The organism is Azorhizobium sp. AG788 (assembly GCF_943371865.1).
Taxonomy (GTDB): Bacteria; Pseudomonadota; Alphaproteobacteria; order Rhizobiales; family Xanthobacteraceae; genus Azorhizobium.
This window is the reverse complement of sequence record NZ_CALRWL010000017.1, coordinates 1-13,745: the sequence shown is the minus strand read 5'-3', so window position 1 is coordinate 13,745 and position 13,745 is coordinate 1. Positions and strand designations below refer to the sequence as shown.

10 protein-coding genes are annotated in these 13,745 nt (G+C 68.9%); 8 read left to right on the top strand and 2 right to left on the bottom strand.

Annotation, left to right across the window (positions count from 1 at the left end; genetic code table 11):
- Positions 1–118 precede the first annotated feature (118 nt).
- Genes AAG816_RS12010 through AAG816_RS11990 form a run of 5 tightly spaced genes read left to right on the top strand, consistent with a single transcriptional unit; the run spans position 119 to position 7,452 of the window.
- Positions 119–2,197 carry a 3-hydroxyacyl-CoA dehydrogenase NAD-binding domain-containing protein gene (locus tag AAG816_RS12010; RefSeq protein WP_341989863.1) on the top strand — a complete coding sequence of 693 codons (2,079 nt, stop codon included), beginning with the start codon at positions 119–121 and terminating at the stop codon, positions 2,195–2,197.
- Positions 2,194–3,888, top strand: coding sequence for an AMP-binding protein (locus tag AAG816_RS12005; protein ID WP_341989862.1), 1,695 nt, complete (start codon positions 2,194–2,196; stop codon positions 3,886–3,888). The genes AAG816_RS12010 and AAG816_RS12005 overlap by 4 nt, the downstream gene beginning before the upstream one ends.
- A gap of 7 nt (positions 3,889–3,895) precedes the next feature.
- The gene (locus AAG816_RS12000; protein ID WP_341989861.1) at positions 3,896–5,089 is read left to right on the top strand and encodes an acetyl-CoA C-acyltransferase; all 1,194 of its coding nucleotides are present in this window, start codon (positions 3,896–3,898) and stop codon (positions 5,087–5,089) included.
- A complete protein-coding gene (locus tag AAG816_RS11995) occupies positions 5,089–6,285 on the top strand; it encodes an acyl-CoA dehydrogenase family protein (protein ID WP_341989860.1) in 1,197 nt (398 codons plus the stop codon). The genes AAG816_RS12000 and AAG816_RS11995 overlap by 1 nt, the downstream gene beginning before the upstream one ends.
- A gap of 12 nt (positions 6,286–6,297) precedes the next feature.
- Positions 6,298–7,452, top strand: a complete 1,155-nt coding sequence (locus AAG816_RS11990) for an acyl-CoA dehydrogenase family protein (protein WP_341989859.1) — start codon at positions 6,298–6,300, stop codon at positions 7,450–7,452.
- A gap of 22 nt (positions 7,453–7,474) precedes the next feature.
- Here AAG816_RS11990 and AAG816_RS11985 read toward each other — a convergent pair whose 3' ends face one another.
- Both AAG816_RS11985 and AAG816_RS11980 read right to left on the bottom strand, forming a co-directional pair.
- Entirely contained in the window at positions 7,475–8,182 is a 708-nt protein-coding gene (locus tag AAG816_RS11985; RefSeq protein ID WP_341989858.1) for an alpha/beta hydrolase, read from the bottom strand.
- A 116-nt stretch (positions 8,183–8,298) separates the two neighbouring features.
- Positions 8,299–9,135: an alpha/beta hydrolase gene (locus AAG816_RS11980; protein WP_341989857.1), complete on the bottom strand. Its 837-nt coding sequence runs from the start codon at positions 9,133–9,135 to the stop codon at positions 8,299–8,301.
- A gap of 773 nt (positions 9,136–9,908) precedes the next feature.
- Between AAG816_RS11980 and paoA the strand changes: the two genes are divergently transcribed.
- From paoA to paoC, 3 genes are read left to right on the top strand one after another with little or no spacing between them, the layout of a single operon-like run.
- Positions 9,909–10,568 carry an aldehyde dehydrogenase iron-sulfur subunit PaoA gene (paoA, locus tag AAG816_RS11975; RefSeq protein ID WP_341989856.1) on the top strand — a complete coding sequence of 220 codons (660 nt, stop codon included), beginning with the start codon at positions 9,909–9,911 and terminating at the stop codon, positions 10,566–10,568.
- Positions 10,565–11,515 carry a xanthine dehydrogenase family protein subunit M gene (locus AAG816_RS11970; protein WP_341989855.1) on the top strand — a complete coding sequence of 317 codons (951 nt, stop codon included), beginning with the start codon at positions 10,565–10,567 and terminating at the stop codon, positions 11,513–11,515. Before paoA ends, AAG816_RS11970 begins: the two co-directional genes overlap by 4 nt.
- A 3-nt stretch (positions 11,516–11,518) precedes the next feature.
- A complete protein-coding gene (gene paoC / locus AAG816_RS11965; protein WP_341989854.1) occupies positions 11,519–13,726 on the top strand; it encodes an aldehyde oxidoreductase molybdenum-binding subunit PaoC in 2,208 nt (735 codons plus the stop codon).
- Positions 13,727–13,745 lie beyond the last annotated feature (19 nt).

Here is a 13,745-nt window from a genome sequence, read left to right as displayed (position 1 = left end):
TGAGCAGCCGATGCGGCGTCAAATGCCATTTCGCCTTGACATCGACGGCCTCTCCGGGTCAAAAAACACAAAAATGCAGACGAACATTCTGCAATGCAGAACATATGGGAGAGCGCGAATGGCTGAGGTTCGGCAGGCAACGCAGGATGGCGTGCGCATCCTCACCATCGCCAATCCGCCGGTGAACGCGCTCGGCGCGGCGGTGCGGGCGGGGCTGGACGCCGCGGTGGCCGCGGCCCAGACCGATAGCACGGTGCGGGCCATCGTGATTGCGGCGGAGGGCCGCGTGTTCGTGGCCGGCGCCGACATCAGCGAATTCGGCAAGCCGCCCCAGCCCCCCGCTCTGCCCGACCTGCTGCGCACCATCGAGGACAGCACCAAGCCGGTGGTTGCCGCCGTCAACGGCCTGGCGCTGGGCGGCGGGCTGGAACTGGCCCTGGCCAGCCATGCCCGCATCCTGAGCCCCGCCGCCAAGCTGGGCCTGCCGGAAATCAAGCTGGGCCTCATCCCCGGCGCCGGCGGCACCCAGCGCCTGCCGCGCCTGGCCGGCCCCGTCGCCGCCTTCGCCATGATGCTGGATGGCGAGCCCATCACGGCCGAGACCGCCCTTGGCCTCGGCATCGCCGACGCCATCGCCTCCGGTGACCTGATCGCTGCCGCCTGCGCCAAGGCGCTGGAGCTGGCCGAGGCGGACACGCTGTCCAAGTCCAGCGCCTATGGCGCCAAGCTCACCGAGGCCGCCCAGGCCGAATTCGAGACCAAGGCCAAGGACGCTCTGCGCAAGTCACCCGACATGCCGAACGTGGCCGCCCTGGTGGATGCGGTGCGCGCCGCCTTCGATCTGCCGTTCGCGGAGGCCATCGCCGTGGAGCGGGCGCGGTTCAAGGCGCTGATCGATGATCCGCGCTCCAAGGCTCTGCGCTATGCCTTCTTCGCCGAGCGCGAAGCCGCCAAGGTGCCGGGCATCGCCAAGACCACTCCGCGCCGGCCCATCGCCAGCGCCGCCGTCATCGGCGCCGGCACCATGGGCGGCGGCATCGCCATGTGCTTTGCCAATGCGGGCATTCCCGTCACCGTCATCGAGACCGAGCCGGCCGCCCTGGAGCGCGGCCTGGACCGGGTGAGAGCCACCTATGCCTCCTCGGTCAAGCGCGGCTCGCTGTCTGAAGCGGTCGCGGCGGAACGGGTGGCGCGCATTTCCGGCGCCGTGGGCCTGGAGCATGCGGACACCGCCGACATCATCGTCGAAGCCGCCTTCGAGGACATGAAGGTGAAGGCGGAGATCTTCGGCACCCTGGATCAGGTGGCCAAGCCCGGCGCGATCCTGGCCACCAACACCTCCTATCTGGATGTGGCCGCCATCGCCGCCACCACCACCCGGCCGCAGGATGTGATCGGCCTGCATTTCTTCAGCCCCGCCAATGTCATGCGGCTGCTGGAAGTGGTGCGTCCCGCCGCCACCTCCGCCGATGTGGTGGCCACCAGCGTCGATCTCGCCCGGACCATCGGCAAATTGCCGGTGACGGTGGGCGTGTGCTTCGGCTTCGTCGGCAACCGCATGCTGGCGCGCCGCTCCGCCGCCGGCGAGCGGCTGCTGCTGGATGGCGCACTGCCCCATGAGGTGGATGCCGCCGTCACAGGGTTCGGCTTCCGCATGGGCCCGTTCGCCATGGCGGATCTGGCCGGCCTCGACATCGGCTGGCGCACCCGCAAGGCCACCGGCGGCAAGGCCCCCATTGCGGATGCGCTGTGCGAGCAGGAGCGCTTCGGCCAGAAGTCCGGCCGCGGCTTCTATCTCTATCCCGAAGGCGCCCGCACCGGCACCCGCGACCCGGAGGTGGAGGCCCTCATCGCCGACACCTCCGCCCGCGCCGGCATCACCCGCCGCAGCTTCACGGCGGAGGAGATCGTCGCCCGGCTGATGTATCCCATGGTCAATGAGGGCGCGCGCATCCTCGAAGAGAAGATCGCCGCCCGCGCCAGCGACATCGATGTGATCTGGCTCAATGGCTACAATTGGCCGGCCTGGCGCGGCGGCCCCATGCACTGGGCCGATGGTGTGGGCCTCGCCACCGTGGTGGAAGGCTTGCGCGCCTTCGCCGCCGCCACCGGCGATGCCACCCTGGAGCCCGCCCCCCTGCTGCTGCAATTGGCGGAAAGCGGCGGCAGCTTCGGCACTTTGGCGGCGGCGCAATGACCGCCGCCGACCGCCCCATCTGGCAGCGGTCGTTCCCGGACGCCTGCGCCTGGGACATGCCGCTGGAAATCGAGACCCTGCCGGAGCTGCTGGCCCGCGCGGTCACCGCGCGCGGCGATGCGCCGGCGCTGGATTTCCGCGGCCGCAAGATCAGCTATCGCACGCTGGGCGAAGACGTGGAGCGCCTCGCCAGCGGGCTGGCGCGGGCCGGCATCCGCGCCGGCGACAATGTGGCCCTGCTGCTGCCCAACACGCCGTTCCATCCGCTGGCGTTCCTGGCCATCACCCGGCTGGGCGCCCGCGTGGTGCATATCAGCGCGCTGGATGCTCCGCGCGAGATCACCCACAAGCTCCATTCCACCGGTGCGCGGCTGCTCATCACCACCAATCTGCCCGGCATCCTGCCCCAGGCGCTGGCGCAACTGGATGCCGGCGCGGTGCAGCAGGTGGCGGTGGGCGATGATGCCCGCTGGGGCGCCGGCGAGGCGACCCCGCTGGACATTCCCGCCCGCCCCGACGTGTGCAGCCTCGACACCCTGTTCAGCGAAGCCCCGCTCAAGGCGCCGTTGCCGAAGCATTATGACATCGCCGTGCTGCAATTCACCGGCGGCACCACCGGCGTGCCCAAGGCGGCCATGCTGAGCCATGGCAATCTCACCGCGGCGGTGAGCATGTATCGCGCCTGGAGCGATGGGGTCGTACTGGTGCCCGGCGAAGAGCGGGTCATCGCGGTGCTGCCGCTGTTCCATATCTATGCGCTCACCACCATTCTCTTGCGCCATCTGCGCGACGGCAATGAAATCCTGCTGCGCCAGCGCTTCGATGTGGAAACCCTCATCACCGACATCACCCAGGGCCGCGCCACCGCCTTTTCCGGCGTGCCCACCATGTGGGTGGCCCTGCTCAACCGCCCCGGCGTGGAGCGCGAGGATTTCTCCTCCCTGAAATCCTGCGTCAGCGGCGGGGCGCCCTTGCCGTTCGAGGTGCAGGCGCAATTGGAGCGCCTGCTGGGCACCCATCTGAACAATGGCTGGGGCATGACCGAGACCGGCCCCGCCGGCTCGCGGGTGCCGCACAAGGTGGAGCGCCGGCCCGGCCTCATCGGCATTCCCCTGGCCGGGCTGGACATGAAGGTGGTGTCGCTGACCGATCCCACCAAGGATGTCGCCACCGGCGAGGTGGGCGAGATCGCCATTCGCGGACCGAACGTGTTCAAGGGCTATCTGGACGATCCCGAGGCCACCAAGGCGGCCTTCCGCGACGGCTATTTCCTTACCGGCGACATGGGCCGCATGGATGACCAGGGCCTGTTCGACATCGTCGACCGGCTGAAGAACATGATCATCTCCGGCGGCTTCAACGTCTATCCCGCCGCCATCGAGAACGCCATTTACGAGCATCCGGACGTGGCCGAGGTGATCGTCATCGGCATTCCCGACGCCTATCGCGGCCAATCGGCCAAGGCCTTCATCACCCTCAAGCGCGGCGCCCAGCCCTTCACCCTGGAGGCGCTCACCGCCTTCCTGGCCGAACGGCTGGGACGGCACGAAATGCCCCGCGCTCTGGAATTCCGCGAGGCCCTGCCCCGCAGCCCCGCCGGCAAATTGCTGGCGAAAGTCCTCATCGCCGAACAAGCGGAGCAGACCGGCACCGACGCCGCGCCCGCCCCGGCCACACCCTCGAACGTGTGAGAGTCTCATGATCGACGCCGTCATCGTCTCCACCGCCCGCACGCCGGTGGGCAAGGCCCATCGCGGGGTGCTCAACATCACCCGTGGCGCCGACATGGCCGCCCACGCCATCCGCCATGCGGTGGCGCGCGCCCGCATCGACCCGGCGGACGTCGAAGAAATCGTGCTCGGCTGCGGCTATCCCGAGGCCGCCACCGGCGGCAACGTGGCCCGCCATGCGGGACTGGTGGCCGGCATTCCGGTCACCGCCTCCGGCGCCACCGTCAGCCGCTTCTGCGCCTCGGGCCTGGAAGCCATCGCCGGCGCCGCGCGCCGCATTATTCTGGACGGCGTGCCGGTGGCCGTGGCCGGCGGGGTGGAAAGCATCTCTTTGGTACAGCCGCAGGTGAAGCGCGAGCTGACTGCCAATGAGTGGCTGCTGGCGCATAAGCCGGAGATCTACACCCCGATGATCGAGACCGCCGACATCGTGGCGGCGCGCTACGGCATCACCCGCGAGGCGCAGGACATCTTCTCGCTGGAGAGCCAGCGCCGCACCGCCGCCGCCCAGCAAGCCGGGCTGTTCGACGGGGAGATCGTCCCCATCACCGTCACCCGCGCCGTCACCGACAAGGTGAGCGGCGAGACCCGCACCGAGACCGCGACGCTGTCCATGGATGAAGGCAACCGCCCCGATACCACGTTGGAGGGCCTCGCCAAGCTGAAGCCGGTGCGCGGGCCGGAGCATTTCGTCACCGCCGGCAATGCCAGCCAATTGTCCGATGGCGCGTCCGCCTGCGTGCTCATGTCCGGGGCGGAAGCCGCCCGGCGCGGCCTCTCGCCGCTGGGCATCTTCCGCGGCTTTGCCGCCGCCGGCTGCGAGCCGGACGAGATGGGCATCGGCCCGGTCCATGCGGTGCCGCGCCTGCTGGCCCGCCAGGGCCTCACGGTGGCCGACATCGGCCTGTGGGAATTGAACGAGGCGTTCGCCTCCCAGTCGGTCTATTGCCGCGACACGCTGGGCATCGATCCGGAACTGGTCAACGTCAATGGCGGCGCCATTTCCATCGGCCATCCGTTCGGCATGAGCGGGGCGCGCCTTGTGGGCCATGCGCTGCTGGAAGGCCAGCGGCGCGGCGTGCGCTATGCGGTGGTCACCATGTGCATTGCCGGCGGCATGGGCGCCGCCGGCCTGTTCGAGATCAACCAGGGATCGCACTGATGGACCTGCGCTTCACCCCCGAAGAGACCGCCTTCCGTGCGGAGGTGCGGGCCTTCTTCCACAGCGAGATTCCCGCCGAGATCCGCGCCAAGGTCTCCGAGGGCCGCTCGCTGGCCCGCCAGGATTATGTGACCTCCCAGCGCATTCTCAATGCCAAGGGCTGGGCCGTGCCCCATTGGCCGGTGGAGCATGGGGGCCAGCCCTGGACCGCCATCCAGCGCTACATCTTCATGGAAGAATTGATGCAGGCGGCGGTGCCGCTGCCGTTGCAGTTCAATTGTTTCATGGTCGGCCCGGTGATCGCCGCCTTCGGCAACGAGGCGCAAAAGCAGCGTTTCCTGCCGCGCATCGCCAATCTGGACGACTGGTGGTGCCAGGGCTTCTCCGAGCCCGGCTCCGGCTCGGATCTGGCCTCGCTCAAGACCCGCGCCGTGCGGGACGGCGACCATTATGTGGTGGACGGCCAGAAGGCCTGGACCACGCTGGGGCAATACGCCAACTGGATGTTCTGCCTGGCCCGCACCGATCCGGCGGCGAAGAAGCAGGCGGGCATCTCGTTCCTGCTGATCCCCATGGACAGCCCCGGCGTCACTGTGCGGCCGATCATCACCATCGATGGCCGCCACGAGGTGAACGAGGTGTTCCTCGACGCCGTGCGGGTGCCGGTGGAAAATCTGGTGGGCGAGGAGAACAAGGGCTGGGACTATGCCAAGTTCCTGCTCGCCAATGAGCGCACCGGCATTGCCCGCATCGGCATGTCCAAGGAGCGCATCGCCCGCATCAAGCGTCTCGCCAAGACCACCCCCGCCGGCGCCGGCACCATGTGGGATGATCTCGACTTCCGCGCCCGCATCGCCGCGGTGGAGATCGAGCTGAAGGCGCTGGAAATCACCCAGATGCGGGTGATCGCCGCCCAGGCCAAGCAGGATTCCAACAAGCCCGACCCCGCCTCCTCGATCCTGAAGATCAAGGGCTCCGAACTGCAGCAGGCCACCACCGAACTGCTGCTGGAACTGGCCGGCCCCAACGCCTTCGCCACCCGCGAGGGCGATGTTCTGCCCAACGATCCGGATCTGGACTTTAGCTGGGCGGACGCCGCCGCGCCCACCTATTTCAATATCCGCAAGGTCTCGATCTACGGCGGATCAAACGAGATCCAGCACAATGTGATCGCCAAGGCGATCCTCGGCCTGTGAGGAACTGATCCCATGGACTTCGATCTTTCCGCCGAACAGAGCCTGCTCAAGGACAGCGTCGACCGCTGGGCGGCCAACACCTATGGCAGCCTCGATCCGGTCAATGCCAGCCGCGCCCAGCCTCTGGGCTTCAGCGAGGCCCATTGGGGCCAATTGGCGGAGCTGGGCCTGCTGGGCCTGCCGTTCAGCGAAGAGGACGGCGGCTTCGGCGGCGGCCCGGTGGAAACCATGGTGGCCATGGAAGCCCTCGGCCGCGCCCTGGCCCCCGAGCCTTATCTGGCCAGCATCGTGCTCGGCGGCACCGCCGTGCGCCTTGCCGCCAGCGTGGAGCAGAAGGCGCGCATCATCCCGGCCCTGGCCGAGGGCAGCCTGCGCCTTGCCTTCGCCCATTCCGAGCGCCAGGCGCGCTATGATCTGGAGGATGTCGCCACCACCGCCCGGCAGACCCCTGAGGGCTTCGTGCTGGATGGCATCAAGACCGTGGCGCTGAATGCGGATGCGGCGCAGATCCTGGTGGTCAGCGCCCGCACCGCGGGCGAACGCCGGGACCGGGACGGCATCAGCCTGTTCCTGGTGCCCGCCGACGCCCCCGGCGTGACGCTGAAGACCTACCCGACCCAGGACGGCGGCCGCGCCTCGGACGTCACCCTGGCCAACGTCGCTCTGCCGGCGGACGCCCTGCTGGGCACGCTGGACGCCGGCCTGCCGGTGATCGCGCAAGTGGTGGATGCGGGCATCGCCGCGGTGGCGGCGGAAGCGGTAGGGTTGATGGAGGCGCTTCAGGCGCTCACCGTGGAGTATCTGAAGACCCGCAAGCAGTTCGGCACCACCATCGGCAGCTTCCAGGCGCTTCAGCACAAGGCGGTGGACATGCTGGTGATGCTGGAACAGGCCCGCTCCATGGAGCTTTACGCCACCATGATGGCGCAGGCGGAAGACGCCGCCGAGCGCGGCCCGGCCCTCTCCGCCGCCAAGGTGCAGGTGAACCGCGCCGCCCGCTTCGTGGGGCAGCAGGCGGTGCAGTTGCACGGCGGCATCGGCATGACCATGGAATATATCGGCGCGCACTATTTCCGCCGCTTGACCATGATCGAATTGCTGTTCGGCGATACCGCGCATCACATGCGGCTGATCAGCGAGGCCGGCGGCCTGATCGACGCCGCCTGAGGCGGCGGACGAGCGGCGGGCCTCAGCCCGCCGAAGCCGCCCCTACCGCGTCGCGGATGAGGGCGGCGACCTCCTCGGGGCGGGACAACAGCGACATGTGGCTGGCGTCCAGCTCCACCGTATGCGCCTTGAGGCGCGCCGCCAGCTCGCGCTGAAGCTCCACGCTCACCGCCCGGTCACGGGTGGAGATGGCGTACCAGTTCGGCCGTGAGGTCCAGGCGGGGGTGGAGACTTTGTCGGTGAAGGTGGTCAGCGCCAGTGGCGTCTGCGTCACCGCCAGCACGCGGGCGTCCTCCTCGGGCAGGTCCTGCGCCACATTGTTGATCCAGCTGTCAACGCCCATCTTGAGATAGCCGTCGCCGAAGGGCGCCACGCCGCCCAGCCCCGGAGGCGCGGGATGGGCGCCGACCTGATCGCCGGTGGACTGGCCGGCATCGGGCGCGAAGGCCGCCACATAGACCAGCGCCTTCACCTTGGGATCGTGGCCGGCCTCGGTGATCACCGTGCCGCCCCAGCTATGGCCCACCAGCACCACCGGACCATCCACCGCATCGATGGCCTGGCGGGTGGCGGCGACGTCGGCGGCCAGCGAGGTGGTGGGGTTCTGCACCGCCACCACCGCGATCCCGTCGCGGTGAAGCAAGGGAATGACCCGCCGCCAGGAGGATGCATCCGCCCAGGCCCCGTGCACGAGAACGACGGTTGCTGCGGTCGGGTCTACCTTGGTCATGAACAGGCCTCGCGGACGGAAAACGTCGGGGATGGAGTGCGCCCCGCGGCGGGGCCGCGGGGCGCTGGAGCGCCGGTCCGATCAGGGGGGCGGATGATCGAACCGGCGGGTTGGCGTCAGCCCTTCACGAAGGCGAGCAGATCGGGGTTGATCACGTCCGCATGGGTGGTGAGCATGCCGTGGGGATAGCCTGCGTAGACCTTCAGCGTGCCGTTCTTGAGCAGCTTGACCGACTTCAGCGCGGAGTCCGCGATCGGCACGATCTGGTCGTCATCGCCATGCATCACCAAAGTGGGAACGCTGATGGCCTTGAGGTCCTCGGTCTGGTCGGTCTCGGAGAAGGCCTTGATGCCGTCATAGTGGGCCTTGGCGCTGCCGGTCATGCCCTGACGCCACCAATTCTGGATCGCACCCTGGGAGACCTTCGCGCCCTCGCGGTTGAAGCCGTAGAACGGGCCGGCGGGGACATCGAGGAAGAACTGCGCGCGGTTCGCCGCCAATGCGGAACGGAAGCCGTCGAACACTTCCAGCGGCAGCCCTTCGGGGTTGCTGTCGGTCTTCACCATGATCGGCGGGATGGCGGCCACCAGCACCGCCTTGGCGACGCGGCCGGCCGGCTCGCCATGCTTGGCCACATAGCGGGCGACTTCGCCGCCGCCGGTGGAATGGCCGATATGCACGGCATTCTTCAAGTCGAGATGCTCGACCACGGCGAAGGCGTCGGCGGCGTAATGGTCGAGGTCGTGGCCTTCGGACACCTGCGCCGAGCGGCCGTGGCCGCGGCGATCATGGGCCACCACCCGGTAGCCATGCTGCACGAAGAACAGCATCTGCGCGTCCCAATCGTCGGACGACAGCGGCCAGCCGTGGTGGAACATGATGGGCTGGGCATCCTTCGGACCCCAATCCTTGAAGAAGATCTCGACGCCGTCCTGGGTGGTGATGCTCGGCATGGGGGAGTTTCCCTAAGTTGTCGTGGTGGAAGTGTCTGCGAACGCGTGCGAAACGAGACCTTGCGAAACGAACACTTGCGAAACGCGGGCTTGCGGAACCAGGGACTGCGAAACCCGGGTTTGCGACACGGAGCCGCCAGTGGCGGCCACCAGAGCCGGAACACCCACTTGCGACGCGGTCCGGCACGAAGGACGGCCGATCTAGGCCTGTGTCAGCAGAGCGAGCGGCGTGCGCATGCGTAAGTCCTCGAAAGTATGACGGGCGCCCTTGACGGGTTCATGACCCCGATCCCATCCGGCACGTCCCGCAGCGATCCTTGCCAGAATTCGAAGGCGCGGCCTTGGATGGAACCATCGTATTGGGATATCCCTCTGATGATCTGCAGCTTGGCCGGCGCCGCCGCGCATCCGAGCTGCGCAGAGATGGCGCATATCTCCACGCCGGCCCTGCGGTTGCCCCGCGGGTAAGTCCGATCACCTCGCCTCCATGGGTTCCCGGCGCGCGCGCAACCACGCGAACGCTGCGGTCTTGACCGGGGCGATCCGGGCGTCGGGGCCGCAGCGCCGGCGATTTGGCGCCGCCCAGCCCGGCCCGGCCCGCGCGCCATCCGAAAGCCGCACGGCGGCCGGCCCCGCTCGGTGCTCGCGGAAACGTCATGGGAACCGATCCAGCCGACGCGCATTCAGCTCAAGACATGCCGGAAGCAACGCTCGGCCCCCACGGCGCGCCGACTTTCGAACCGGCCCCCGCTGAGAATGATCGGATCCAAGAGATGCAAAGGTTTTCCGAAATTGGGCTGTCGCGGCGCGACCTTCTGGCCGCCGGCGCCGCCACGGTGGCGGGGAGCGCCGGTGTGCGCCAGAGCCACGCGGCAGAGACGGCCCGGCCCGCGGCAGCGACACCGGCGGCGCCCGAGCCCGTGGCCATGCCCGTGCACGTCACCGTGAACGGCACCGACCACACGCTGGATCTGGACACCCGCACCACGCTGCTGGATGCGCTGCGCGAGCATCTGCATCTCACCGGCACCAAGAAGGGCTGCGACCATGGCCAGTGCGGCGCCTGCACGGTGATGGTGGACGGGGTGCGCATCAATGCCTGCCTCACCCTCGCCGTCATGCACGAGGGCGCCAGCGTCACCACCATCGAGGGTCTCGGCCAGCCGGATGCCCTGCACCCGATGCAGGCCGCATTCGTCGCCCACGACGGCTATCAGTGCGGCTATTGCACACCGGGGCAGATCTGCTCAGCAGTGGCGGTGCTCGACGAGATCAAGGCCGGCATACCCAGCCACGTCTCCGCAGACCTCACCGCCCAGCCCAGCGTCTCCGCGGACGAGCTGCGCGAGCGCATGAGCGGCAACATCTGCCGCTGCGGCGCCTATTCCAACATCATCGCAGCCATCACCGAAGTGGCAGGGAGCCCGGCATGAAGCCCTTCACCTATGAGCGCGCCGCCTCGCCCGCCGATGCTGCCGCCCGCGCCGCCCGCGTGCCCGACGCGAAATTCATCGCCGGTGGCACCAATCTGCTCGACCTGATGAAGCTGCAGATCGAGACGCCCGCCCATCTCATCGACGTCAACGGCCTCGACCTCGACACCATCGCGCCCACCGGCGACGGCGGCCTGCGCATCGGCGCGCTGGTGAGCAACACGGATCTGGCCGCCGATGCGCGGGTGCGGCGCGACTATGGCTTGCTCTCCCGCGCCCTGCTGGCGGGCGCCTCCGGCCAGTTGCGCAACAAGGCGACCACCGCCGGAAACCTGCTCCAGCGCACCCGCTGTCCCTATTTCTACGACACCAACCAGGCCTGCAACAAACGCCAGCCGGGCAGCGGCTGCGCCGCCATCGGCGGGGTCACGCGCCAGCTGGGCATCATCGGCACCAGCGTGGCCTGCATCGCCACCCATCCCAGCGACATGGCGGTGGCCATGCGGGTGCTCGACGCCACCGTGGAGACGGTGCGAGCGGACGGCACCGGCCGGCGCATCCCCGTGGCGGAGCTGCATCTCCTGCCCGGCGACACGCCGCACCTGGAGACGGCGCTGGAGCCGGGCGAACTGATCACCGCGGTGGTGCTGCCGCCGCCCGTGGGCGGCACCCACATCTATCGCAAGGTCCGCGATCGCGCGTCCTATGCCTTCGCGCTGGTCTCCGTCGCCGCCATCGTCAACGCGGACGGCACCGGCCGGGTCGGCGTCGGCGGCATCGCCCCCAGGCCCTGGCGGGATGAAGCTGCGGACGGCGAATTGCCGCGCGGCGCCCGCGCCGTCACCGCGCGCCTGCTGGACGGTGCCCGTCCCACCCGCGAGAACGCATTCAAGGTGACGCTGGTCGAGCGCACGCTCGGCGCCGTCCTGAACCAGGCAAAGGGCTGAGCCATGAAGTTCGAGACCCCCGCCACCGCCAATCCCATCGACCAGTTGAAGCGCGTCGGCCAGCCGCTCGACCGTATTGACGGCGCGCTCAAGACCACCGGCACCGCCCCCTATGCCTATGAGCGCCACGATGTGGCGGCCGATCCCGCCTATGGCCATGTGGTGGGTGCGAGCATTGCCAAGGGACGCATCCGGGCCATGGATCTGGATGCCGCCCGGCGCGCGCCGGGAGTGCTGGCCATCGTGACGGCGGAGACCGCCGGGGCGCTCGCCAAGGGCAAGCACAACACCGCCAAGCTGCTGGGCGGGCCGGAGATCGACCATTATCATCAGGCGGTCGCTTTGGTGGTGGCGGAGAGCTTCGAGCAGGCCCGCGCGGCCGCGGCGCTGGTGCGCATCGATTATGTGGCTGACCCTGGCCGCTTCGATCTCCACGCCGCCAAGGGGACCGCCCCGGTGCCGGAGGGGGACGCCTCCTCCCCGTCCGAGACCCGCGTTGGCGATTTTTCCGGCGCCTTTGCCGCCGCGCCGGTCACGCTGGATGCCACCTACACCACCCCCGACCACTCCCACGCCATGATGGAGCCCCACGCCACTTTGGCGCGCTGGGATGGCGACCAGCTCACCGTGTGGACCTCCAACCAGATGGTGGCCTGGACCCATGCGGACCTCGCCAAGACCCTGGGCGTCGCGAAAGACAAGGTGCGGGTGATGTCGCCCTTCATCGGCGGCGGCTTCGGCGGCAAACTGTTTTTGCGCGCCGACGTGGTGCTGGCAGCGCTCGGGGCGCGGGCGGCGGGGCGGGCGGTGAAGGTGGCGCTGCACCGGCCGCTGATCGCCAACAACACCACCCATCGCCCCGCCACCATCCAGCGCATCCGCATCGGGGCGCAGGCGGACGGCACCATTACCGCCATTGCCCATGAGAGCTGGTCCGGCGATCAAAAGGACGGCGGACCGGAAACGGCGGTCAACCAGACCCGCCTGCTCTATGCCGGCGCCAACCGCATGACCGCCATGCGCCTCGCCGAGCTGGATCTGCCCGAGGGCAATTCCATGCGCGCCCCCGGCGAGGCGCCGGGCATGATGGCTTTGGAAATCGCCATGGACGAGATGGCGGAAAAGCTCGGCATGGATCCGATCGCGTTCCGCATCCGCAACGACACCCAGGTGGACCCCGAGCATCCCGAACGCCCGTTCTCCGCCCGCGCTTTGGTGGAGTGCCTGCGCCTGGGCGCCGAGCGGTTCGGCTGGAGCCGGCGCAACCCGCAGCCGGGCCGGCAGCGGGAGGGACAGTGGCTGATGGGCATGGGCGTGGCGGCCGCGTTCCGCAACAATCTGTTGGTGAAGTCCGGGGCGCGCGTCCGGCTGGATGGCGATGGCCGGGTGACGGTGGAAACCGACATGACCGACATCGGCACCGGCAGCTACACCATCATCGCCCAGACCGCCGCCGAGATGATGGGCGTCGCCATGGACCAGGTGAGCGTGCGGCTGGGGGATTCGCAGTTTCCGGTCTCCGCCGGATCGGGCGGCCAGTTCGGCGCCAACAATGCCACCGCCGGCGTCTATGCCGCCTGTGTGAAGCTGCGGGAGGAAGTTGCCCGCCGGCTGGGGTTCAACTCGCAGGATGCGGCCTTCAGCGACGGGCAGGTGCGCGCCGGCAACCGCGCCGTTCCGCTGGGCAGCGCGGCGGCCAGCGGCGAGATCGTGGCCGAGGACGCGATCGAATATGGCGACCTGGCGAAAAAGTACCAGCAGTCCACCTTCGGCGCCCATTTCGTGGCAGTGGCGGTGGATGCGGCCACCGGCGAAACCCGCATCCGCCGCATGCTGGCCGTGTGCGCCGCCGGGCGCATTCTCAATCCCAAATCCGCCCGCAGCCAGGTGATCGGCGCCATGACCATGGGCGCCGGCGCGGCGCTGATGGAGGAACTGGCGGTGGACACCCGCCACGGCTTCTTCGTCAATCACGACCTCGCCGGCTATGAGGTGCCGGTGCATGCGGACATTCCGCACCAGGACGTGATCTTCCTCGACGAGACCGACCCCATCTCCTCGCCCATGAAGGCCAAGGGCGTGGGCGAGCTGGGCATCTGCGGGGTGGGCGCGGCGGTGGCCAACGCCGTCTACAACGCCACCGGCGTGCGGGTGCGCGATTATCCCATCACCCTGGATACCTATCTCCACCAATTGCCCGATGTGGCCTGAGCCCTCCGGGTCGGCGGCG